Raw genomic sequence first — 22982 nt, forward strand, 5'->3', positions numbered from 1 at the left:
TGTTCAGCTGGGGATGTCGAGGCTGCGCACCTCGCGGCGCGCCTGCCAGGTGGTGTGCTCCCGGGAGATGGCGTCCTCGGCGTCCCGGGCGAGTCGGGCCCAGGTCTCCTCGGCGTCCGCGGAGCCGAGGTCGACCGAGGCCAACTGGGCCTCCACCTTCGCCAGTTCGGCGGCGGCCAGGGTGTAGGCGGCGGCCTGCGGCCGGTACTGGCGCAGCTGGGCCCAGGCGGAGACGGAGGCGGCCACGGCCGAGATCGCGCCGAGCGCGTCGAAGCCGAACTGGCCGAGGGCGCGCAGCACCGCGAGCAGCAGGCCGGCGGCGGGGAGCACGACGGCGAGCCGGCCGACCCGGCGGGTGGCGTTGCGGCACTGGATGGCCTTGGCCTGGTACCACTGGCGCTGGCTCTGCACCCGTTCGCGCAGGTAGACCTCGCGGCGGACCGGGAGCGGCTGGTCGCGCAGCCGCTCCATGGTGTCGGTGATCTGCGGGTGGCGGGCCGGGGCGCGCCAGGTGCGCAGCTCCTCGGTGACGCCGGGGGAGACCAGGTCGGTGTCGAACTCGCCGAGGATGCCGGAGAGCTGCACGTCGTAGAGGCGCTCGGCGTCGGGCAGCTTGCGCGGCGGCGGCTGGTAGGAGTCGGCGCGCACCGCGTACTTCCACACCAGGGTCTTCACCGACTCGGCGACCGCCCGGCCGTCGTACCAGAGCCGCTGCGGGTTCTGCCGGGCGACGGTGACGGCGATGAACAGCGCGCCGAGGTAGGCGATGGCGGCGGCCCAGGCCCAGGCCGGGCCGTCCGCGGAGCCGGCGAAGGCCGCGCCGATCAGCAGCAGCAGCTCCCACCGGGAGAGCGCCACCGCCCTGGCCTGGCCCTGCAGGGACGCGCCGTCGGCGGCCCAGAAGACGCGCGGGAGCAGGTCCTGCTCCCGCACGAAGCCGATCGAACGCCCCGCCCCAGCCGCCATCCCCGCCCCCGCAGCGCAGTCCCACCGGTCTCGGGAGTCCTTCCCAACGGCGGGCGAACTTACGCGAGCGGCACCGGAGTTGGCCGAATGGGGCGGGTCACCAGGCGTAGAAGATCCGCTCCGCGTTGTCGGCGATCACCTTGTTGTTCCACTCGGTGCCGCCGTCCACGTTGCCGGAGCGGAACAGCGGCGGGGTGATGCCCCGGTCGGCGAGCTTGGCGATGGCCGAGGCCGTCACCGACTGCATCAGCGCGCTGGTGGTGATGGTGGACACCGAGCCGAACGGGGCGCCCGCGCCGGGGTGGTCGAGTTCGCCGTCGCCGATCCCGATCTTGCTGTCCAGGACGACGTCGCAGTTGTCCTTGAGGTAGGTGCCGGAGGAGTGGTTGGAGGTGACCGCGCCGGGATAGGCCAGCGAGGTCACGCCGATCACCTTCATGCCGCGGTCGCGGGCGTGCCGGGCCAGCTCGACCGGCATCACCTGGCGGCCGGAGAGCGAGATCACGAACAGCAGGTCGCCGCTGCGGGCCGGGGTGAGGTCGAGCGTGGTGGTGGCCAGGCCGGAGACCCGCTCCAGGGCGCTGCCCAGGTGCGCGGGCATCACGTTGACGCCGGTCATCCCGGGCACGTTGAGCAGGTTCATCACGACCAGGCCGCCGGCCCGGTAGACCACGTCCTGGGCGGCCAGCGAGGAGTGCCCGGCGCCGTAGGTGAAGATCCGCCGGCCGTGCTCGACGGCCTCCGCCAGCAGTTCCGCGGCGGCTTCGACGTTCTCCCCCTCCTCGGCGCGGATCCGCTCCAGGTGGGCCACGGCGGCGTCCAGGTACCGGCCGACCAGTTCGCTCATCTCTGCTCCGTCCGAGCTAGGCGGCGGTCGGGTGGTCCAGACCGCACTGTGGAGAAAGCTACGGCGTGCACGGTGGCCCGCGCCGGACCCGGCTGTCAACCACCACGAAAGGCGTCGGGCATAGTGGGCGCGCGCGTCCGGTTGTCACTCCGGTACGTCAGAATTGGCGGTGAGGACACCGAAGAACGGAGCCAGGGGCGATGTCAGGGCTGATCGACACCACTGAGATGTACCTCCGCACCATCCTGGAGCTGGAGGAGGAAGGCATCACCCCGATGCGCGCCCGGATCGCCGAGCGGCTGGAGCAGTCCGGCCCCACGGTGAGCCAGACGGTGGGCCGGATGGAGCGGGACGGCCTGCTCCACATCGCCGGGGACCGCCACCTCGAACTGACCGGCGAGGGCCGCAAGCTGGCCGTCCGGGTGATGCGCAAGCACCGGATCGCCGAGTGCCTGCTGGTGGACGTGATCGGCCTGGAGTGGGAGCAGGTCCACGAGGAGGCCTGTCGCTGGGAGCACGTGATGAGCGAGACCGTCGAGCGCAAGGTGCTCGCGATGCTCGGCCACCCCACCCAGTCCCCGTACGGCAACCCGATCCCGGGCCTGGACGAGCTCGGCGACACCAAGGCCGAGGGCGAGGGCTTCGACGCCGGGCTGGTGACGCTGGAGGCGGTCGCCGCCGAGGACGGGACGGACGTGGTGGTCCGCCGGATCGGCGAGCCGATCCAGACCGACGGCGAGCTGATGCGCACCCTGCGCCGGGCGGGCGTCCGCCCGGGGGCGACGGTGCGGGTCTCCCCGGCGGTCGGCGGCGTGCTGGTCGGCACCGGCGAGGGCGCGGCCGAGCTCGGCAAGGAGATCGCCGCGCACGTGTTCGTCGCCCAGCCGTAGGCGGCGCTGCGCGGCCCGGCGGCGGAGCGCCACGGCGGCGGCGCGGCCGTCCGGATGTTCGGGCGCTCGGGCGTCGTGCGGCGGCCCGGGTGTCGAGTACGCGGTGGCTCGGGCCGTGCGGTGGCCCGAGCGTGCGGCGCAGGGCCCGGTGTCCCCACACCGGGCCCTGCGCCGTTCCCCCGCTCCCCTCCGTTCCCCGCCCGGTCGCGGTCGCGCGCGGCTCCCCGGCCGCGCCCGGCCACTCCCTCCCGGTTCCCCCGCCGGTTCCCTCCCGGTGTTCCCTCCCGCTGCCGCGTTCGGCTTCCCCGTCCGAACGCCCTCCCGGCAGCCCCCCGCGCTCTCGGTCCGTCCGCTCCCTCCGCTCCGTGGCCCTGTGGCGCTGTGACTCCGTGCCGACGCTGAGGATGATCCCCTCGGCAACCGCGGCCAATCCTTGAGCGATGTCACCCGATCGGTGGGCTTCCCCCGTTGACCTGCGGGTATGACGACCGGTTCCGGAAGATCGCGCTCCGGACGGTCCGAGGTCGGTCCGGGGCCGGGCCGGGGCGTGCGAACGGCGGGCCCCGCCCCCCTGGTCGGGGGGCCGGACCCGCCGCGGCCGCGCGGGGTGCCGCGCGGACGACGCCCCCACCGGATCGGCCGGGGGCACGCTCGGAAGGCCGCTCGGAAGGCTCAGCGCGCGGCCACGGCCGGGCGCTGGACGGGGCGCGGGGCCGAGGCCTCGCGCCCGCAGGCGTACGCGAGCGGGCTGACCAGCTCCATCGCGTCCGGCAGCCAGCGGTTCAGCGCGGACGGCGGCCGGGCCCACTGCGCGGAGGCGTACCCGCCGACCCGGGACGGCGGGGCCACCACCCAGTCGCCCTCGCCGCGCGCCACCAGGTCGAGCCGGTCCGGCGCCCAGCCGATCTGCCGGAGCAGGTCCGGCAGCTTGTCGACCACCCCGGGCAGCACCAGGAAGTGCAGCCGCCGCCCGGTGCGCCCCGGCGAGGCCGGGACGGCGACCACCGGGCCCAGTTGCAGCCCCATCCGCTCCATCCGGGCCAGTGCCAGGCAGCCCGCCACCTCCGGCACGTCCAGCACGTCGAACGTCCGGCCGGTGGGCAGCAGGATCGAAGCCTCCGGGTGCTCCGTCCACCACTTCCGGACCACCCCGGGCCCGGCGCTCGCCCGGCCCCGCCAGTCCGCGCCGAGGGGGTGCGCGCCGGGGAGCGCACAGCGCTCCTCACCGCAGGAGCAGCGGACCGCGCCGTCGTCGTCGAGCAGCCAGGCGCCCGGCGCGACCTCCCAGTGCCGGTCCTCGGCGTAGCGGACGGCTTCGATCAGCAGCGGCGGCAGGTTCTGGTCGGGGGCTCCCGGGGTGTTGTCCACGTGCTGCACAACTACCGTCCGTGAGTGCGGGTTACGGCCCGGGGCCGAACGGTTCGAACGGGGCGCGCGATGTCACCCGGGACGGTGATCCTGGTCGGAACCGGTCGGCCGAGCAGGGGCGGTAACGGGCGCAGTGGGGGCGCACAGGGGCATTCACCCGGGCGCGTGGGGAGTGGGTACGTCACCGTGGGTATTCCGCATGGTGTTGCACAGTCGTCGCCCTCCGGTCGGGTCCGGACGGCGTTGGGGAGGCGGGAAAATCCCATGGCCGCGAGACCACTCGTCGCACGAGAGCCGAACGAGCGTCTGCAGCAGCTGATCCAGGAGGCGGGCTGCTCCAATGCGGGCCTGGCCCGCCGGGTCAACCTCTGCGGAGCAGAGCACGGACTGGACCTGCGCTACGACAAGACCTCCGTCGCCCGCTGGTTGCGCGGGCAACAACCCCGCGGGCAGGCGCCCGCGGTGATCGCCGAGGCGCTCGGCCGCAAGCTCGGCCGCGGCGTCACGGTGGACGAGATCGGCATGGCCGACGGCAAGAGCCTCAGCTCCGCCGTCGGCCTCCAGTTCGCGCCCAGCCTGAGCGCCGCGCTGGAGCAGATCTGCGAGCTGTGGCGCAGCGACGTCGGCAAGCGGGACTTCCTGGCCGGCACCACCGTCGCGGCCTCCGCGCTGGTCGAGCCCAGCCGGGACTGGCTGATCACCCCGCCCGACCCGGTGGTCGCCCGCACCGGCGGCACCCGGGTCGGCCTGGCCGACGTCGCGGCGATCCGGGCCACCACCCAGATGCTGGTCGACCTCGACCACCGCTTCGGCAGCGGCCACGTCCGCCCGGTCGTGGTGCACTACCTCAACAGCGTGGTCTCCGGCTTCCTCGGCGGCTCCTACCGGGACGAGACGGGGCGTCAACTCTTCGGCGCCGTGGCCCGGCTGACCGAGCTGGCCGGCTACATGGCGGTCGACACCGGCCAACCCGGCCTGGCGCAGCGGTACTACATCCAGGCGCTGCGCCTGGCCCAGGCCGCCGACGACCGCGGCTACGGCGGCTACGTGCTCGCCGCCTCGATGAGCCACCTCGCGGCGACGCTCGGCAACCCCCGGGAGATCGCCCAACTCGCCCGCGCCGCCCAGGAGGGCGCCCGCTCGGTGGCCACCCCCACCGCGATGGCGATGTTCTACGCCGCCGAGGCCCGCGGCCACGCCCTGCTCGGCGACGCGTACGCCTGCGAGGACGTCGCGGCGAAGGCGCTGGCCGCGATGGAGCGCCGCAACCCCGCCGACGACCCGGACTGGATCGTCCACTTCGACGAGGCGTACCTCGCCGACGAGTTGGCGCACTGTCACCGGGACCTCCAGCAGGGCGAGCGGGCCGAGCACTACGCCCGCACCGCGCTCGAACTGCACCCCGCGCACCGGGTCCGCCGCCGGGCCGTCGACCTGGTCCTGCTGGCCACCGCCCAGCTCCAGCAGCGGGACCTGGAACGCGCCTGCGAGACCGGCACCGAGGCGGTCCGGCTGCTCAGCGGCCTGCGCTCCAACCGGGGCGTCGAGTACCTGGACGACTTCCGCAGCCGGCTGGAGCCGTACCGGGGCCACCGCGCGGTGCGTGAGTTCCACGCCCGGATGGACGGGGAGGCCGCGTGAGCCGTCCCGGCGGCCGCCGGAACGTGAAGCAATAGCACGGAACAGCAGCCCACGTAGTCACCTGTGCCGGTGAACGGGTACCGTGGCCTCGCAGTTGTGGTCCGCCGTCAGCAATCCGGCGGGGCAACCGAGAGGCCCGGGATCCCGGTGCCGTGCACAGGTGAGGAATCGCGTTGAGCCAGCGCCGCTCGTATCCCAACTCCGGCGACTTCAATCTGGACGACCTGTTCCGCCCGGAGCCCGCCGCAGACGGCCAGGGCAGTCCGGCGCAGGCCGCCGCGCAGCCCCCGTACGCCCAGCCGCAGCCGCCCGCACCGCCGCAGGCGCCCGTTCCGCAGCAGCAGTCCGCGCCGCCGCTCGGTCAGAGCGGCAGCCCCGAGTACTGGGGCGCGCCCCCGCAGCAGCCCGTGGCGGCCCCGCCGGCCGACGAGGGCGCCACCCAGTACCTGCCGCCCTACCCGGCCGGCGGACCGGCCGTCGGCGGCGCCCAGCCCGGCTTCCCGCCGCAGCAGCCCCAGCAGGCCCAGGAGGGCGGCTACAACGCCGCCTCCGCGCCCACCTACGGCGGTGGCGCGGGCTACGGCGCCCCGCAGCAGCAGCCCGGCTACCCGGGCGCCGGCGGCTACCCGCAGCAGGCCGCGGACGGCGGCCGCCGCAAGCCCAACACCAAGCTGCTGATCGGTGCCGGCGTGGCCGGCGTCGCGGTGGTCGCGATCCTGGTCGGCGTGCTGGCCAGTGGCGGCGACAAGAAGGAGAAGGAGACCGCGAAGGGCGGCACCACGGCCGGCCAGAGCGCCGCCGCGCCCAGCCCGAACAGCGGGAACGCCGCGGTCACCCCCGAGATGAAGGCCCAGGCGCAGGCCATGTCCGACCTGCTCGGCACCGCCAGCGCCAGCCGCACCTCGGTGGTCAACGCGGTCGCCGCGGTCGGCAAGTGCCAGAACCTGCCCGACTCGCAGGCCGCGCTCACCGCGGCCGCGACCCAGCGGCAGGGCCTGCTCACCAAGCTCGGCGCGCTCAAGGTCGACCAGCTCGCCGACGGCGCGAAGCTGGTGGAGCAGCTCCAGGCGGCCTGGCAGGCGTCCGCCACCGCCGACTCCGAGTACGCCCAGTGGGCCGCCGACCTGGCGGCGGGCTGCGACCCGGCCAAGAGCAAGGACAACGCGCACCTGCACAACGGCGACGCGGCGAGCGGCACGGCCACCAAGGCGAAGAATCAGGCGTCGGAGCTGTGGGGCGCGATCGCCACCAAGACGGGGCTGCCGGGCAAGAGCGCCGGGGAGCTCTGAGCCCTCCGGCCCGGGCGGGAACAGCGGCGGGCCCGGCAACGGGCCCGGGAACAGCGGCGGGCCCGGGAACAGCAACGGGAGCGGGGCGCGGGGAGAAGACCCGCGCCCCGCTCCCGTTCCCGCCGCTCACGCCGGGGGCTTGCCGTTGGTCAGGACCCAGCGGACGTCGGTGAAGCCCTGGTGCTGCTCGACCAGCCGGCCGTTCTGGACCTGCTGGAAGGTGACGGAGGTGTTCACCAGCCGGGGGGAGTCCGCGCTGGGGAGCATGCTGGTGACGCTCCAGCTGAGCGGCGGGGTGGCGCCGGCGGTGTCGATCGGGTCGCCGCCGTCGAGGACGACCTGCAGGGCCTTCGCGGTGACCGGCTTGCCCCCGTCGATCCGCTCGGCGGCCTGACGGAGCACCTCGTAGGCGACCCAGGTGGTCTGCACGCCGGGGTCGGCGACGTCGATGCTGGCGCCGTCGCCGTAGGTGCGGGCGGTCTCGCGCAGGTCGTCCCAGACGGCGGAGGACTCGACGGGGAACCAGCCGGTGGCGTAGGCGCCGCGCAGCGGGCCGTTGTCGCCGCCGGTGGAGTCGACCACCGACTGCTGGAGGGAGCCGATGACCGAGGCGAGCTGGGTGTTCCTGGGGTTGGCCCGGCGGTACGGGTCGAGCAGGTTGGCGGTGGGCTCGGCGCCGAGCGCGGAGAGCACGCAGTTGCCGGCCCGGTCGTCGCCGATGGCCCGGTGCGCGTACGAGGAGTAGTCGTTGGACTTCTCGGGGGCCTTGAGGTCGGTGATCTTGACGCCGTTCTGCGTGACGGCGCTGCCGAGGTAGCTGACCAGGGCGTCGCCGGCCCGGGTGTCGGGGCGGATCAGGGCGATCTGCTTGCAGCCGGCGGCGACGAGCTGGCGTCCGCTGCCCGCGACCAGGGCGGGCAGGCCGCCGTTGACGGGGTAGGAGAGCGGGCTGCTGAACTCGGGGGCGGAGAGGCCGTAGCCGCCGATGAACGGGATGCCGGCCTCTTCGAGGATCGGCATGAAGTTGCTGCCGTACTGGCTGGCGGAGCCGACCACGGCGACGGCGTGGGCGCTGACGGCCTGGTCGGCGCAGGCGGTGGCGCCGTCGGTGGTGTCGTGCTCGTTGCAGGTGAGGACGCGGACCCGGTGGCCGGCCAGGCCGCCGTGCGCGTTGAGCTCGCGCCCGACGGCCTCGGCGAGCGCGGTCATGCCGGGGCGGTCGGCGGCCCCGGTGCCGGCCGGGGCCCAGGTCATCACGGTGACGTCCCGGCCGGCGGCGTCGGCGGCCGCGGGGCCCCCGCAGGCGGAGGCGGAGAGCAGGGCGGGCAGGACCGCGGCGGAGGCCGCGAGGACGGCGGCTGCGCGGCGTCGTCCGCTGACGGCGGGTGGCGGGTGGGGGGTTCCGTTCCGCGTCATGGCGCTCTTTCCTCCCAGGCGGGCGTGCTGCTGCGGGTCGTCCCGTGCTCCGTTGCGCAGGTTCGGCGGATCAAGGGTGGTCGTCACCGGGCACGCCGAGAGGGACGCGATGTGAACGGTTCGCCAACGAGGGAGGAACACGGAGCGTTGCCGTTCCGTAACGCGTGTAGAGGCGGTCGGGGCGGGAACGTACGATCGACTCCCGTGTCCGACACCATGGATTCTCCGCACCGGTCTGCCCGAAGCACTTTTCGAACGGGTGGGCGCTCCAGCACGATGGGCGGCATGCCCCTGAGCGATCTGCCCTGGTGGCGCTGGCGGGCCCGGATCCGCTCGGCGCTGCACATGTTCTCCGACCCCGCCTTCCAGCGGGCGGCCTGGCTGGACGGCGGCCCCGGCGGCTACGGGGACGTCACCGACGCCGTGTACCGGCTGGTGGAGGACAGCTGGCTGGACCGCTGGTCGGCGGAGAAGTACGTGGGCTCGGTCTTCCGGGACTCCGCGGAGGCGGTCGCGGTGGACGCCGCGGTGCTGCGGGTGCTGCGGATCCTGCACCGGGTCGGCGCGGACGCCCGGGCCGCGGCGTACCTGGACCACCCGGACTGGCCGGAGGCGGTGCGGGCGGCCCGCGAGGCGCACCTGCGGCTGGCCGTCAACGACGGCGACGACCCGGACCTGCCGCCCCGGCCGCTGGACGAACTGCGGCAACTGACCGCGCGCGGCTGAGCGGTGGCCCCGCGAGGGCGCCGGAGGGCCGTCGGCGGGGGCCGCCGGGAGTCTCGGGTGGCGGGCGGCGGCCGCGCGCCGGAGCGATCTGTGCCAGGCTGGGCCGTTGCCCGTCGCCATCCGAACCCAGAAACGGGGCCCCCGACATGGAAGAGACCGCCCGCTCCCAGTACGTGCTGACGCTGTCCTGTCCCGACAAGCAGGGCATCGTGCACGCGGTCTCCAGCTACCTGTTCATGACGGGTTGCAACATCATCGACAGCCAGCAGTTCGGCGACGCCGGCACCGGGCTGTTCTTCATGCGGGTGCACTTCTCGGCCGAGGAGCCGGTGACGGCGGAGAAGCTCCGGGCGAGCTTCGCGGCGATCGGCGCCTCGTTCCGGATGGAGTGGCAGATCCACGCCTCCGCGGAGCGGATGCGGGTGCTGCTGATGGTCTCCAAGTTCGGGCACTGCCTGAACGACCTGCTGTTCCGCACCCGGATCGGGGCGCTGCCGGTGGAGATCGCCGGGGTGGTCTCCAACCACACCGACTTCCAGGCGCTGACCGAGTCGTACGGCATCCCCTTCCACCACCTCCCGGTGACCCGGGACACCAAGGCGGAGGCCGAGCAGCGGCTGCTCGACCTGGTCGCCGAGGAGCGGGTCGACCTGGTGGTGCTGGCCCGCTACATGCAGGTGCTCTCGGACGACCTGTGCAAGGCGCTGTCCGGACGGGTCATCAACATCCACCACTCCTTCCTGCCGAGCTTCAAGGGCGCCAAGCCGTACCACCAGGCGCACGCCCGGGGCGTGAAGCTGATCGGCGCCACCGCGCACTACGTCACCGCCGACCTGGACGAGGGCCCGATCATCGAGCAGGAGGTCGCCCGGGTCACCCACGACGTCACCCCCGAGCAGCTGGTGGCGCTCGGCCGGGACGTCGAGTGCCAGGCGCTGGCCCGCGCCGTGAAGTGGCACAGCGAGCGCCGGGTGCTGCTGAACGGCTCGCGCACCGTGGTGTTCGCCTGACGGGTGCCTGACCGGCGGACGTCCGCCCGGCGGACGTCCGGCTGACGGGTGCTCGGCTGGCGGGTGTTCGGCCGACGGGTGCTCAGTTCCCTTCCGCCGCCCGGTGTTCGACCGCCGGTGGACATTTGTAGGAAGGGTGGTTCGCTCGTGGCGGGCCGGTGCCCCGGGCGCCGTCGGCGGTACGGTCGGGGGTACCCGAGGGCCGGTGCCGCCGACCTGTCGTGCGAACCCCGGCAGGGTGAGCGGGACAGTATGCACCGAGCCGTCCCCCGAACGCTGGAATATGCCCGAAGCTCTTGCTGCGATCCGGTCGCGGAATCATTCTGGGGCGTATTCGTGTCGATGCCATGGGCAGTCCTGGTCGGTGACCCCCGCTTCGAGCGGCCGACCGGACCGGCGGGATCAAACGGGCCGAATACCTAGTGCGGGTGGTGGAGCGGTGCAGGTACTCCAGGTACAGCTGGCGGTCCAGGCGGACCCGGCGGAGGTGTCACGGGCCCGGCGGTGGGTCCGGGACCGGCTGCGGGCGGGCGGGATCGACCCGGACTCCCCGGTGGCGGAGACCCTGGTGCTGGTGGTCTCCGAGCTGGTCACCAACGCGGTGGTGCACACCGGCCGCCCGGCGGTGCTCCGGCTGCTGCTGCCGGTCGACCCCGCCGCCGCGCCGCCCGCCGTCCGGGTGGAGGTCGCCGACGCCAGCTGCGCCGCCCCCGCGCCCCGGCACGCCGGGGCCGACGAGGACGCCACCAACGGGCGCGGCCTGGAGCTGGTCGAGCTGCTCTGCGAGCGCTGGGGCTGGTACCCGGACGGCTCCGGCAAGCGGGTGTGGTGCGAGGTCGGCGACCCGGACGGGCCGCCCTGCGCGCTGGCGGCGCAGCCGGCCGCCCGGTGGCTTCGGCGGCCCCGGTGGCCTCGGCCCGCTGAGCGGGCGGCCGCACCGGCCNGTGCGGCCCCGCGGCGGCGGTGCCGGGGTGCCCGGCGGCGGGGTGCGCGCCGGTCGCGCGCGGTCCGCGCCCCGGATGATCCTGTCTGAATTTCGGACAACCCATTGACGTGAAGTATCCGACTGATCACTCTTGGGTGCGGCGCCCGTTGCGAGGGGACGCCGAGGGAGACCGGGCGGTGCCGACACTAGGGGGTCGTTGGCCGACCCCGTCCGGAACCTCGGCGAAATCGGGCCGCCCGGGCGTCACGGCTTTCAGGGCCCGGACGCCGACCGGACGGCGGGCCGCCGTGCCGTGCTCGGGGTGCGCACGGCGGGCCGCCGCTCCGCCTGCGGAGGCGCGGACTCCGCATCGTGACCCAAAACCACTGGAAACCAGCAGTGGTCTACACCAAAACTGAGTCACGTGACCGCACCCGAACTGCAATCCGCCCCCACCCCGCAGGTCAGCACGGCGAAACCGCCCGCCATCTGGTCGGGCAACTTCCGGCTCTACTTCACCGCCCGCTCGGCCGGGCTGCTCAGCGACGCGATGCTCCCCGTCGCCGTCTCGGCCGGCCTGGTGACCTCCGGCTACCGGACCTCCGAGGTCGGCTTCGCGATGGCCTTCCTGCTCGGCCCGTTCGCCGGCCTGGTGCTGTTCGGCGGGGTGCTCGCCGACCGGTTCACCGCCCGGCGGCTGATGATCTTCGCGGACCTGCTCAACCTCACCACCCGGGTACTGCTCGCGGTGCTGTTCTTCCGCGGCTTCGACCAGCTCTGGCAGCTCTACCTGCTGCTCGCGCTGGCCGGCACCGCCGCGGCGATGTTCCAGCCCGGCGCGGCCTCCACCGTCCCGCTGGTCTCCGCCGACGTGCAGGGCGCCAACGGCGTGCTGCGGATCGCCGAGGCGCTGACCGGCCTGGCCGGGCCCTCGCTGGCCGCCGCGCTGATCACGGTCTCCACCGGCTGGGTGATGGTGATCGCCGCCGTGATGTACGCGGTCAGCGCCGCCTGCCTGCTCGCCCTGCGGCTCGGCCCCGTCCCCGCCCCGCCGCCCGGCGACAGCCTGTGGCGCAACCTGGTGGCCGGCTGGCACGAGTTCTGGTCCCGCAGCTGGATGTGGGGCGTCATCCTGATCTGGATGGTCTTCACCGTGCTCTCCTGGGGCCCGCTCGCCCCGGTGGTGGTCGGCGACATCGCCAAGCGCGACGGCGTCGTCGTCTACGGCGTCATCAACAGCATGCTCGGCGCGGGCACCATCATCGGCGGCGTCCTCGCCATCCGGGTCAAGCCGGTCCGCCCGCTGGCCGCCGGGGCCGCCGCGCTGTTCCTCTTCGCCGTCCAGCAGTTCGCCTTCGCGGCCGGCCTGCCCTGGCCGCTGCTCGGCGCCGCCCAGCTGGTCTCCGGCATCGGCATCAGCTTCTGGGGCGTCATGTGGGCCACCAGCGTGCAGACCCAGGTCCCCGGCGAGGTGCTCAACCGGATCCACGCGTACGAAGTGGCGGGCTCCGTCTGCATGTTCCCGCTCGGCTCGGCGCTGGCCGGCCCCGCCGTCGACCTCCTCGGCACCACCCAGGTCTACCTGATCGGCGGCCTCGTCACCCTGGGCACCGCCACCGCGCTGCTGCTCAGCCCGCCGATCCGCAACCTGCGCCGGGTCCCCGGCCCCGGGGTGGTCGCGTCCGGGCACTGAACCGGGCCCGCGGTGACCGGAATTCGGTCATTCGTGGCAGCCGGAGCGGTCGTGGCGGGCGGGGCGGGCCGGGAGACTCGGACGGGTGAAGGAACTGGAACTCGTCGGCCCCGAACCCGTCGCGGAACCGGCCGGGGAAGCGCCCCGCCCGCCCCGCGCCCCGCGCGTCCACTACGGCTGGGTCGTGGTCGGCGTCTCGCTGCTGGTGCTGCTCGGCTCGGCCGGGTTCCGCTCCACGCCCGGCCTGCTGATGGGCGCCCTGCACGACGAGTTCGGCTGGTCGCGGGGCACCATCTCCGGCGCGGTCTCCGTCAACCTGGCCCTCTACGGCCTCACCGCGCCGTTCGCCGCCGCCCTGATGGACCGCTTCGGCGTCCGCCCGGTGGTGGTCTGCGCGCTGCTCACCATCTCCACCGGCGCCGGACTCACCATCTTGATGACCAGCCCCTGGCAACTGGTCCTGTGCTGGGGCGTCCTGGTCGGCCTCGGCAGCGGCTCGATGGCCGGGGCCTTCGCCACCACGATCTCCGGACGCTGGTTCGAGGCCCGCCAGGGGCTGGTCACCGGCCTGCTCACCGCGGCCGGCGCGGCCGGGAACCTGGTCTTCATGCCGCTGCTGGCCGCGCTCGTCGAACGGCACGGCTGGCGCACCGCGGTCGTGCTGGTCTCGCTCTGCGCCACCGCGGTGGCCGTCCCCGTCCTGCTGCTGATGCGCGAACGGCCCGCCGACGTCGGCCAGTTGCCGTACGGCGCGACCAGCGCCCCGCCGCCGCCGGCCGTCGACGGGTCGGCGGTCGCCCGCTCGCTGCGGGTGCTCCGGCAGGCGGCCGGGCGGCGGGCGTTCTGGCTGCTCGCCGCGTCCTTCGCGATCTGCGGCGCCACCACCGTCGGCCTGATCGGCACCCACTTCATCCCCGCCGCCCACGACCACGGCATGCCCGTCACCACCGGCGCCTCGCTGCTCGCCCTGGTCGGCCTGTTCGACGTCGCCGGGACGATCGCCAGCGGCTGGTTCACCGACCGCTTCGACCCCGTCCGGCTGCTGATCGCCTACTACGCGCTGCGCGGGCTCTCGCTGCTGTTCCTGCCCGCCCTCCTCGGGGAGAGCCTGCGGCCGCCGATCCTGGCCTTCGTGGTCTTCTACGGCCTCGACTGGGTCGCCACCGTCCCGCCCACCGTCGCCCTCTGCCGCCGCCACTTCGGCCCGGACGCCCCGATCGTCTTCGGCTGGGTGCTGGCCGCCCACCAGGTCGGCGCCGCCGTCGTGGCCGGCCTGGCGGGCCTGGCCCGGGACCGCTTCGGCGACTACGACGCGACCTGGTACGCGGCGGGCGGGCTGTGCGCGGTCGCGGTGATCTGCTGCGCGGCGCTTCGGCCCCGAGCCCCGGGCCCCTCGACGCGCGCGGCTTAGGCTGGGCGCATGAGTGTGCGATTCGTGCTGGACCCCGAGCCGACCCCCGAGCTGCGGGAGGAGATCACCGCGCTGTGGGCGGAGGTGTCCAACGCCGGGGGCGCGGTGGGGTTCGTGCCCCCGGTGGGGGCGGACGAGGTGCGGCCGGTCGCGGAGCGGCAGTTCGGGGCGCTGGGGCCGGACCGGCTGCTGGTGGGGTACGAGCCGGGCGGACGGGTCGTGGCGGTGGTGTTCTTCGAGGACATGCGGTTCGGTCTGATGGACCACTGGCGGATGCTGAAGCGGGTGATGGTGCACCCGGGCTTCCAGGGCCGGGGCTACGGCGCGCAGTTGCTGGCGGAGGCGGAGCGGGTGGCCCGGGAGTGGGGGCTGGCCGGGCTGAAGCTGACCCTGCGCGGCGGGCACGGGCTGGAGCGGTTCTACGGGCGCAGCGGGTACGTGGAGGTGGGCCGGGTGCCGGGGGCGATCCGGGTCGCGCCGGGCGACGACCGGGACGACGTGACGATGTGGCTCGACCTGCGCGCCTGAGCGGTGTCAGGTCGTGCTTCACTGGGAGGGCCAGTACCCCCGCGCGCCCGCCGGCGCGACCCGGCAGCGAAGGACGATCCCGGTGAGCAGCAAGAACCACGCCACGCTCCGTTACACCTCGTTGCGGGCGAGCATCTTCCTGGCCTGTCTGCTGGTCGCGCTGCTGCTGGGGCACTTCGAGGTGATCCCGGTGGTGGGTTCGCTGGGCCTGCTGATCCTGTTCGCGCTGGCGGCGGTGGCGTCCTCGGCGATCAGCTACGTGGTGCTGAGCAAGCAGCGCGACGAGATGTCGGCGCAGATCGCGGAGCGGGTCGAGGCCCGCAAGACCCGTGCGGTGGCGCGCGACTCGGCCGAGGACGCGGCGGACGACGCGGCCCGGGCGGCCGCGGCGCAGCAGGCGCAGGCCGGCTGACCGGCGTTGTCGGACAGCCCGCCCGACGAGGACCGGCCCGGCGAGGGCCCGCTCGGCGACGGCCCGTCCGGCGAGGGCCCGCGGCGGCGCCCGACCGGCCGTGACGTGGCCCGGCTGGCGGGCGTCTCGCAGGCGACGGTCTCGCTGGTGTTCTCCGGGGGCGCCGGGCAGCGGGTCTCGGAGCCGACCCGGGAGCGGATCCACGCCGCGGCCCGGGAGCTGGGCTACCGTCCGCAGGCCGCCGGCCGGCAGCTGCGGCTGGGGCGCAGCGGGATGGTGCTGCTGGCGGTGCCGAACCTGCTGGGCCCGTTCTTCGGCCGGGTGCTGACCGGCGTGCACGAGGAGGCGGCCCGGCACGGCCTGGCGGTGGTGGTCTCCAGCGGGTGGGACGCGGCGGCGCTGGCCGAGGCGGCGGCGGCCGGGCGGTTCGACGGGCTGCTGGTGTGCTCGCCGGACGACCGGCAGGTGGGCGGGCTGCCGGCGGACGCCGCGGCGGTGTTCCTGGACGCGGACCCGGCGGCCCACCCGGGCCGTCCGACGGTGGAGCTGGACCTGGCCTCGGGCATGCGGGCGGCGGTCGACCACCTGACGGGGCTGGGCCACCGGCGGATCGGCTACCTGCGCTCGGTGCACTCGGCGCACACCTTCCGGGTGCGGCAGGCGGCGTTCGCGGCGGCCTCGGCGGGCCTGGAGGTGCGGGAGCTGGCGGTGAGCCTGAACGAGGGCAGCCGGGAGGCGGCGCGGGCGGCCCGCGAGCTGCTGGCCGGCCCCGGGCGGCCGGGCGCGGTGGTGTGCGACGACGACGTGGTGGCGTCCGGGCTGTACCGGGCGGCGGGGGAGCTGGGGCTGCGCATCCCGGCGGACCTGTCGGTGGTCGGCATGGACGACATCCCGGTGGCGGAGCTGCTCAGCCCGCCGCTGACCACGGTGAACCTGCCGGGCGAGCGGCTGGGCCGGGCCGGGCTGGCCACCCTGGCCGCCCTGCTGGACGGCGAACTCCCGGCCCCGGTGCCCCCGTTGGCGACCACGCTGGTGGTGCGCCGGTCCACCGCGGCGCGCTGAGCCGTCGTCCGGCTCACTGCTCGCCGAGGACCATCCACTTCTCCGGCACCGCCAGCGGCGCGAACCCGACCTTGGCGTACACCTCGTGGTCGTCCCCGGTGGCCAGCAGTATCCGGCGCAGGCCGAGCGCGGCCAGCTCGTCCCGGACGGCGGCGGCCAGCGCGGTGCCCAGGCCCTTGCCGCGGGCCCCGGGCGCGATGAACACGTCGCACAGCCAGGCGAAGGTCGCGCGGTCGGTGACCACCCGGGCGTAGCCGACCTGGGCGCCCGAACCGTCCTCGTACAGACCGAAGTTGAGCGAGTTGTCGATCGCCGCGTCCTGCTTCTCGCGGGGCCGCCCGAGCGCCCAGTACGCCCCCTCGGAGAGCCAGCGGTGCACGGCCTCCCGGTCGAGGCGGGCGGGGTCGGTGGAGACGCTGTGGCCGGCGGGCAGCTCGAAACTGGTCATGCGGGGCATCCAAGCAGCGGCCGCCCGCCCCGGACCAACGCTTTTCGGCCGGGTCGGGCCGGGTCCGGCGGGCGGGTGGCTCGGGCCGCGGGGTCAGGCGGGGACGGGCACCGGTGCGGGGGCGGTGGGGCGCAGGCGGGTGCGGGTGGTGAGCAGGAGGAGGCCGCCGAGGGTGATGCCGCCGGTGGCGCACAGGGCGACGGCGTGCAGGGAGGTGTCGACCAGGGCGCCGGAGACCGCGTAGCCGGCCGCGTTGCCGGTGGCGAACAGGGTGACCAGCCAGGCGAAGGCCTCGGTGACGGTGCCGGTGGGGGCGAGTTCGGCGACCAGGACGAAGGCGGCGGCCAGCAGCGGGGCCAGGCCCAGGCCGGAGACGAGGGCGAGGGCGGCCATCGGCCACGGGCCGGGCAGGAGCAGCAGCGGCAGGTAGCAGGCGGCCATGCCGAGGGCGAGCACCCAGGTGCGGGTCGCGGTGTCGGCCCGCCAGCGGGCGGCGCCGTAGGCCAGGGCGCCGAGCAGTCCGGCGAGGGCGGCCAGCGCGAGCAGCGTCCCGGCGCCGCCGGGCAGGCCGCCGGGGTGCTGCTCGGCGTACGCGATGAACAGCACGTTCTGGGCGCCGACCGCCCAGCCGGCGCCGGCCAGGCCGAGCAGCAGCAGGACCAGCCCGGGGAGCGCAGCGGCCCGAGCAGTCCGGCGGAGGCCGCGCGCGGCGGGGCCTGCCAGGCCCGGGCGGGGGCGGAGCCGGCCACCACCAGGGCGCCGAGCAGGCCGAGCACGGCGGCGGTCCACAGCGCGGCGGTGGGGGAGAGGGCGCCGGCGATCCCGGCGACGGCGAGCGGCCCGGCGACGTACAGCACCTGCTGGGAGGCGGAGTCGAAGGCGTACGCGGTGTCGAGCTGCTCCTCGGCGACCACGTCGGGCCACAGCGAGCGCAGGCAGGGTTCCAGCGGGGGCATGCAGAGCCCGGCGACGGCGGCGCCGAGCGGGGCGGCGAGGGCGGAGCCGGGGGCGAGCGCGAGCAGCGCGTAGCCGGTGCCGGCCAGTGCGGCGGAGGCGAGCAGGACGCGGGGCTGCCCGGTGAGGTCGACGATCCGGCCGAGGACGGGCCCGCCGACGGCGGCGGCGATCGCGTACGCGGCGGTGGCCAGGCCGATCCGGCTGTACGGGGTGCCGGCCTCGCGCAGGGCGAGCGCGATGACCAGGGCGGTCATGCCGGCGGGGAGCCGGCCGAGCAGGGTGCCGAGCAGCAGCCGGGCGACGTGCGGGGCGCGGAGCAGTGCGGCGTAGCCCATGGGGCGTCCTTCCGGCGGGGGGTGTCCCTTCAAGTTATACGTATAACCAGATGGGCGTCAAAGCTGTCCGGTCGGGCTGATGGCCCGTCAGGAAAGGGTGGTTCGGCAACGATCTCAAACAACTACTTTGAACATCTCAAAGGTTTGTTGCTAGTGTGCCGGTCATGACCACCGCAGACGCCGCGCGCCGGGCCGGAACGAGCACCCCGCTCGTACCGCGCTGCCCGCGTCTGCCCGGTGCCGTGGACGGCCCGCGCCGCTGTCGCTCCGGCGGCTGTATGCGGGCGGCACGCCGCTCCTGACGCACCGGCAGCACCGCCTGCCGGCCCCGGGCCTCCCCGCCCGGCCCCCGCGTCCGTCGTGCCGCCGCCTCCGCCCCTCCCCCCCGCCTGCTCCACCACTCCCCGGAGACGCACACCCATGTCCACCGCGCCCGCGCCCACCCTGCTGGGACGCCTCCGCCGCACCCCCTTCTGGGTCCAGATCGTCAGCGGCCTCGTCCTCGGCCTGCTGCTCGGCTGGATCGCCCGCGCCGGCGACGTCAGCTGGCTGACCACCACCCTGGACACCATCGGCAAGACCTTCGTCCAGCTGCTCAAGCTGGCCGTCCCGCCGCTGGTCCTCACCGCGATCATCGTCTCGGTCGCCAACCTGCGGAACGTCACCAACGCCGCCCGGCTGGCCGCCCGCACCCTGTTCTGGTTCCTCGCCACCTCGCTGATCGCGGTCGCCGTCGGCCTCGGCCTCGGCCTGCTCACCGACCCCGGCAAGGGCGCGAACCTCTCCACCCAGGGCCTCAAGGGCGTCGAGAAGGGCGGCACCTGGGTCGACTTCCTGACCGGCATCATCCCGACCAACATCGCCGACGCCTTCCTCAAGGTGAACGTCCTCCAGATCGTCTTCCTCGGCGTGGTCGTCGGCGCGGCCGTCCTCAAGCTCGGCGAGAGGGCCGAGCCGGTCCGCAAGCTCTCCGAGGCCGTCCTGGAGCTCGTCCAGACCGCCCTGTGGTGGGTCATCCGGCTCGCCCCGCTCGGCACCCTCGGCCTGATCGGCAAGTCCGTCGCCGTCTACGGCTGGGACCTGCTCAAGCCCTTCTCCACCCTCACCGTCGACGTCTACGTCGGCTGCGCGATCGTCCTGTTCGGCGTCTACTCGCTGCTGCTGCGCTTCGTCGGCGGCCTCAACCCGCTGAACTTCTTCAAGGGCGCCTGGCCCGCGATCCAGCTGGCCTTCGTCTCCCGCTCCTCGGTCGGCACCCTGCCGGTCACCCGCCGGGTCACCGAGCGCCTCGGCGTCCCGTCCGAGTACGCCTCCTTCGCGGTGCCGTTCGGCGCCACCACCAAGATGGACGGCTGCGCCGCGATCTACCCGTCGCTCGCCGCGATCTTCGTCGCCCAGGTGTACGGCATCGACCTCGGCATCAAGGACTACCTGCTGATCGCCTTCGTCTCGGTGATCGGCTCCGCGGCCACCGCCGGCCTCACCGGCGCGATCGTGATGCTGACCCTGACCCTCTCCACCCTGGGCCTCCCGCTGGAGGGCGTCGGCCTGCTGCTGGCGATCGACCCGATCCTCGACATGATGCGCACCGCCACCAACGTGGCCGGTCAGGTCGTCGTCCCGATCCTGGTCTCCGCCCGCGAGAAGACGCTCGACCTCACCGCCTACAACAACCCCACCGGCGACCTCCTCGCCGAGGACCGGCCGGCCGCCGTCCCGGCCCAGGCCGCGGCCGAGCCCGTCACCGCCTGACCCGGCCCGCCCCGCGCACACGAAGGCCCGCACCCCGGGAGGGTGCGGGCCTTCGCGCCTGCGCCCGGCTCCCCGCCCCCCGGCGGGTCACGGCGGGGGCGCGGGTGGGGCGTCCGGCGGCAGGTAGTGCCGGTGCAGGGCCGGCGAGGCGCGGTGGCTGCGGGCGAGCAGGGCGCGGACGGTGTCCAGGGGCGGCCGGGCGGCGGCGTCGGGGAGCCGGGTGAGGAGGTAGAACAGCAGGTCGACGCGGTCGGCCGTGCTGCGCGCGGACAGGTGCTGGACCTGCTCCTCGGGGCGGACGTGCGCCCACAGGACGTCCAGGACCTCGCTCGCCCCGTCCGGTGGCACGGGGCCGGAGGCGCTCCTGCGGTACAGGCTGGCGTAGGCGATCTCCACCCGTCGTCAGCCCCAGCCGAGGCTGTCGCCGGCGAGGGTGGTGCTGTGGGCGGCCGGGGCCCCGGTGGAGACGAGGGCGGCGGGGGCGGCGACCAGGGCGCCCAGGGCGAGCAGGACCGCGGCGGCCTTGGCGAGGGGGGTGCGGAGCATCGTGGCGTTCCTCGGGGGTGGGAAGGGCAGGGGCGGGTCCGACCGGCGCGCCCCGCGGTCGGCGCTTCCCGGTCCGCCGCCCGGCCCGTTCGTCCTGGCGGCGAGCACTACTCTCGCCGCCCGCCGGAGCGGGCGGAAGGTCTTCCGGATGGCGCCAACCGGCCTGTCCGACTCCGGACACGGTGATGTGTACATGGTGCAAAAAAGCGGGGGCTCCATTGCCGCGGGGAGCGGATGTCAAACGTCCCCCACAGTGATGAATCGCACACGCAGGGTGCTTTTCGCGTAAGGGGTGATCGATGATCAAAGCGGCAAAACCGCGCTTGTGGGCACCCCGGCGCGCTGACAGGATGCTGGAGCCTTCGCGCAGGGGGAGCGCGAGGCCCGCACCACGTTGAGACTTCCTGGGGGGAAGCCATGTTCGAAGCACTGGGGCTGTCGGTCGAGAGCGGCCTGGTCTACCGGGCCATGCTCGACCACCCCACCGACTCCGTGGACGGCCTCGCCCGGCGCTGCGCCCTGGCGCCGGGCCGGATCCGCGACTGCCTGGACGAGCTCGGCGCGCTGATGCTGGTGCGCGCCTCCGCCGAGCACCCCGGCCGGATGCGGGCGATCGACCCGGCCGTCGGGCTGGCCGACATGCTGGCCAGGCAGGAGGCCGACCTCGCCGCCCGGCAGGCCGCCCTCGCCGCCTCCCGCGCCGCGGTCACCCGGATGGTCGCCGACCGGGCCGAGCACCGGGCCGCCCACGGCGAGCGCCTGCTCGGCATGGACGCCATCCACCACCGCCTGGAGCAGATGGGCCGGGTCACCGTCCAGGAGGTGCTCAGCAGCCAGCCCGGCGTCCAGCGGGCCGAGGACCTCGACGCCTCCCGGCCCGGGGACGAGGGCGTGCTCGGCCGCGGCGTCGCCGTGCGCACCCTCTACCAGGACGCCACCCGCAACCAGCCGCACGTCCACGGCTACGCCCAGTGGCTGATCAGCCGGGGCGGCGAAGTCCGCACCGCCCCCACCATCCCGCAGCGCGTGGTCATCGTCGACCGTCGCCAGGCCCTCGTCCCGATCGACCCCGAGGACACCCGCAAGGGCGCGCTGCACGTCACCGAACCCGGCATCCTGGGCGCCCTGCTCGACCTGTACGAACAGGCCTGGAACACCGCCGTCCCGCTGGGCGCCGCCACCACCGGCGACCCCGACACCGGGCTCACCCCCACCGAGCGCGAACTGCTGCGCCTGCTCGGCGGCGGCCTCACCGACGACGCCGCCGGGCAGCGGCTGGGCGTCTCCTCGCGCACGGTCGGCCGCCACATGTCCTCGATCATGGAACGGCTCAACGCGGCCAGCCGCTTCGAGGCGGGCATCAAGGCGGCCCAGTGCGGCTGGATCTGAGCCGGAGCGGCCCGCCGGAGCGGGTCGGCGGCGGGCGCGGCGGGTCCTGCGCCGGCTCCGGGCCGCGGGGCGGCCGGTGGTAGGGGTCACCCGGGCGGCGGGGTCCGGCGGGACCAGCGCTGGGCGAGGACGGTGCAGACCATCAGCTGGAGCTGGTGGAACAGCATCAGCGGGAGCACCGCCAGCCCCACCGCAGGGGCCGGGAACAGGATGGTGGCCAGCGGGAGGCCGTTGGCCAGGGACTTCTTGGAGCCGCAGAACCGGACGGTGATGCCGTCCGCGCGGGAGAGGCCCAGCCGCCGGGAGGCGAGGCGGGTGAAGCCGAGCACAGTGGACAGCAGGGCCAGCGAAATCGCGGCCAGCCAGAGCAGCTGGCCGACGGTGACCCGGCTCCAGATGCCCTCGCGGACGCCCTCGCCGAACGCGCTGTAGACGATCAGCAGGATCGAGCCGCGGTCGACCACCGTGGTGACCAGCCGGTGCCGGGCGATCCACGGCCCGACCCGGCGGCGCAGCAGCTGCCCGAGGGCGAACGGGACGAGCAGTTGCAGCACGATGTCGAGCACCTGGCCGCCGTCCACGCCGACGCCGGAGGCGCCGGACAGCAGCCAGGCGGCCAGCAGCGGGGTCAGCACGATGCCCAGCAGGCTGGAGAAGGTCGCGGCGCAGATCGCCGCCGCGACGTTGCCGCCCGCGACCGAGGTGAACGCGATCGAGGACTGCACGGTGGACGGCAGCAGGGTGAGGAACAGCACGCCGGTGAACAGCTCCGGCGGCAGCACCGAGTCCGGCAGCAGCCGGGTCGCCTCGCCGAGCAGCGGGAACAGCACGAAGGTGCAGCCGAGGATCAGCAGGTGCAGCCGCCAGTGCCGGGCGCCGGCCAGCGCCTCCTGCGGGGAGAGCCGGGCGCCGTACAGGAAGAACAGCAGGGCCACGGCGAGCGAGACCGCGTCGGTGACGGCGGTGGCGGCGCCGCCCCGGGCGGGCAGCAGGGTGGCCAGCAGGACGGTGCCGAGCAGCAGCAGGAGGTAGGCGTCGATGCCGATCCGGCCGAGCGAGCGGTCCAGGGCGCGGCGGGCGGATCGGAGGCGGTGCATGCACCGATCCTCTCCCGGCGGTGCGCGGGCACCCGGGGCGGGGTGCCCGAGCGGGCGGCGACGCGGCGGGGTGCCGAAACGGGCGGCATCGGGGTGCAACGGGGTGCAACGGGGTGCAACGGGCGGCAACGGGCAGCGGGGATAAATGCGGGAGCAAACGGGGGAATGCGGCGGCAACCGGGAATTCGGGAAAAGGCAGGAGGCCCGCCGGGGCGGGCCTCCTTGGGAACTGCTACTCGTACGGACCCGAGGGGCCGTGAGCGATCAAACGGGA

The 22982-nt window shown here is 74.7% G+C and carries 22 protein-coding genes; 13 read left to right on the plus strand and 9 right to left on the minus strand.

Annotation, left to right across the window (positions count from 1 at the left end; all coding sequences use genetic code 11):
* Window positions 1-3 precede the first annotated feature (3 nt).
* Together HUT16_RS20625 and HUT16_RS20630 are read right to left on the minus strand one after the other, a co-directional pair.
* Entirely contained in the window at window positions 4-933 is a 930-nt protein-coding gene (locus tag HUT16_RS20625) for a DUF4231 domain-containing protein (RefSeq protein WP_176189597.1), read from the minus strand.
* Between the two features lie 130 nt (window positions 934-1063).
* Window positions 1064-1813 (minus strand): sugar isomerase domain-containing protein, encoded by a 750-nt coding sequence (locus HUT16_RS20630; RefSeq protein WP_176189598.1) that lies wholly within the window; start codon window positions 1811-1813, stop codon window positions 1064-1066.
* 200 nt (window positions 1814-2013) lie between these two features.
* Here HUT16_RS20630 and HUT16_RS20635 point away from each other — a divergent pair, with 200 nt between their 5' ends.
* Complete coding sequence (locus HUT16_RS20635; RefSeq protein WP_176189599.1) at window positions 2014-2703, plus strand: metal-dependent transcriptional regulator; 690 nt, start codon at window positions 2014-2016, stop codon at window positions 2701-2703.
* A gap of 672 nt (window positions 2704-3375) precedes the next feature.
* Here the strand turns inward: HUT16_RS20635 and HUT16_RS20640 are convergent.
* Complete coding sequence (locus tag HUT16_RS20640) at window positions 3376-4080, minus strand: bifunctional DNA primase/polymerase (RefSeq protein ID WP_176189600.1); 705 nt, start codon at window positions 4078-4080, stop codon at window positions 3376-3378.
* A 255-nt stretch (window positions 4081-4335) separates the two neighbouring features.
* Here HUT16_RS20640 and HUT16_RS20645 point away from each other — a divergent pair, with 255 nt between their 5' ends.
* Both HUT16_RS20645 and HUT16_RS20650 read left to right on the plus strand, forming a co-directional pair.
* Window positions 4336-5712, plus strand: a complete 1377-nt coding sequence (locus tag HUT16_RS20645) for a transcriptional regulator (protein ID WP_176189601.1) — start codon at window positions 4336-4338, stop codon at window positions 5710-5712.
* A gap of 173 nt (window positions 5713-5885) precedes the next feature.
* Window positions 5886-7001 (plus strand): hypothetical protein, encoded by a 1116-nt coding sequence (locus HUT16_RS20650; protein ID WP_176189602.1) that lies wholly within the window; start codon window positions 5886-5888, stop codon window positions 6999-7001.
* A gap of 126 nt (window positions 7002-7127) precedes the next feature.
* On the opposite strand, the gene HUT16_RS20655 is transcribed toward HUT16_RS20650, so the two are convergent.
* Window positions 7128-8417 carry an ABC transporter substrate-binding protein gene (locus tag HUT16_RS20655; RefSeq protein ID WP_176189603.1) on the minus strand — a complete coding sequence of 430 codons (1290 nt, stop codon included), beginning with the start codon at window positions 8415-8417 and terminating at the stop codon, window positions 7128-7130.
* 285 nt (window positions 8418-8702) lie between these two features.
* On the opposite strand from HUT16_RS20655, the gene HUT16_RS20660 reads away from it, so the two are divergent.
* The 8 genes from HUT16_RS20660 (at window position 8703) to HUT16_RS20695 (ending at window position 16184) form a co-directional block, all read left to right on the plus strand.
* On the plus strand, window positions 8703-9143 hold the full coding sequence (locus HUT16_RS20660) for a hypothetical protein (RefSeq protein ID WP_254897907.1): 441 nt from the start codon (window positions 8703-8705) through the stop codon (window positions 9141-9143).
* A gap of 146 nt (window positions 9144-9289) precedes the next feature.
* The gene (gene purU / locus HUT16_RS20665) at window positions 9290-10153 is read left to right on the plus strand and encodes a formyltetrahydrofolate deformylase (protein ID WP_176189604.1); all 864 of its coding nucleotides are present in this window, start codon (window positions 9290-9292) and stop codon (window positions 10151-10153) included.
* 439 nt (window positions 10154-10592) lie between these two features.
* Complete coding sequence (locus tag HUT16_RS20670; protein WP_176189605.1) at window positions 10593-11186, plus strand: anti-sigma regulatory factor; 594 nt, start codon at window positions 10593-10595, stop codon at window positions 11184-11186.
* A 316-nt stretch (window positions 11187-11502) separates the two neighbouring features.
* Entirely contained in the window at window positions 11503-12771 is a 1269-nt protein-coding gene (locus HUT16_RS20675) for an MFS transporter (RefSeq protein ID WP_254897908.1), read from the plus strand.
* 85 nt (window positions 12772-12856) lie between these two features.
* Window positions 12857-14182 carry an MFS transporter gene (locus HUT16_RS20680; protein WP_254897909.1) on the plus strand — a complete coding sequence of 442 codons (1326 nt, stop codon included), beginning with the start codon at window positions 12857-12859 and terminating at the stop codon, window positions 14180-14182.
* A gap of 9 nt (window positions 14183-14191) precedes the next feature.
* Window positions 14192-14710 (plus strand): GNAT family N-acetyltransferase, encoded by a 519-nt coding sequence (locus HUT16_RS20685; protein ID WP_176189606.1) that lies wholly within the window; start codon window positions 14192-14194, stop codon window positions 14708-14710.
* Window positions 14711-14792: 82 nt separating this feature from the next.
* On the plus strand, window positions 14793-15122 hold the full coding sequence (locus tag HUT16_RS20690) for a DUF4229 domain-containing protein (protein ID WP_176189607.1): 330 nt from the start codon (window positions 14793-14795) through the stop codon (window positions 15120-15122).
* Between the two features lie 6 nt (window positions 15123-15128).
* Window positions 15129-16184, plus strand: a complete 1056-nt coding sequence (locus HUT16_RS20695; RefSeq protein ID WP_176189608.1) for a LacI family DNA-binding transcriptional regulator — start codon at window positions 15129-15131, stop codon at window positions 16182-16184.
* Between the two features lie 13 nt (window positions 16185-16197).
* On the opposite strand, the gene HUT16_RS20700 is transcribed toward HUT16_RS20695, so the two are convergent.
* Both HUT16_RS20700 and HUT16_RS39835 read right to left on the minus strand, forming a co-directional pair.
* Entirely contained in the window at window positions 16198-16632 is a 435-nt protein-coding gene (locus HUT16_RS20700) for a GNAT family N-acetyltransferase (protein WP_176189609.1), read from the minus strand.
* Window positions 16629-17924, minus strand: coding sequence for an MFS transporter (locus HUT16_RS39835; RefSeq protein ID WP_176192777.1), 1296 nt, complete (start codon window positions 17922-17924; stop codon window positions 16629-16631). Before HUT16_RS39835 ends, HUT16_RS20700 begins: the two co-directional genes overlap by 4 nt.
* A 420-nt stretch (window positions 17925-18344) precedes the next feature.
* Between HUT16_RS39835 and HUT16_RS20710 the strand changes: the two genes are divergently transcribed.
* The gene (locus HUT16_RS20710; RefSeq protein WP_176189610.1) at window positions 18345-19676 is read left to right on the plus strand and encodes a dicarboxylate/amino acid:cation symporter; all 1332 of its coding nucleotides are present in this window, start codon (window positions 18345-18347) and stop codon (window positions 19674-19676) included.
* Between the two features lie 87 nt (window positions 19677-19763).
* Here HUT16_RS20710 and HUT16_RS20715 read toward each other — a convergent pair whose 3' ends face one another.
* A complete protein-coding gene (locus HUT16_RS20715; RefSeq protein WP_176189611.1) occupies window positions 19764-20072 on the minus strand; it encodes a hypothetical protein in 309 nt (102 codons plus the stop codon).
* A gap of 6 nt (window positions 20073-20078) precedes the next feature.
* Window positions 20079-20222: a hypothetical protein gene (locus HUT16_RS20720; protein ID WP_176189612.1), complete on the minus strand. Its 144-nt coding sequence runs from the start codon at window positions 20220-20222 to the stop codon at window positions 20079-20081.
* A 417-nt stretch (window positions 20223-20639) separates the two neighbouring features.
* Between HUT16_RS20720 and HUT16_RS20725 the strand changes: the two genes are divergently transcribed.
* Window positions 20640-21611 (plus strand): LuxR C-terminal-related transcriptional regulator, encoded by a 972-nt coding sequence (locus tag HUT16_RS20725; RefSeq protein WP_176189613.1) that lies wholly within the window; start codon window positions 20640-20642, stop codon window positions 21609-21611.
* Between the two features lie 86 nt (window positions 21612-21697).
* Here HUT16_RS20725 and HUT16_RS20730 read toward each other — a convergent pair whose 3' ends face one another.
* Window positions 21698-22708, minus strand: coding sequence for a bile acid:sodium symporter family protein (locus HUT16_RS20730; protein ID WP_176189614.1), 1011 nt, complete (start codon window positions 22706-22708; stop codon window positions 21698-21700).
* Between the last annotated feature and the right edge of the window lie 274 nt (window positions 22709-22982).

The organism is Kitasatospora sp. NA04385, from assembly GCF_013364235.1.
In the GTDB taxonomy this organism is placed as follows: domain Bacteria; phylum Actinomycetota; class Actinomycetes; order Streptomycetales; family Streptomycetaceae; genus Kitasatospora.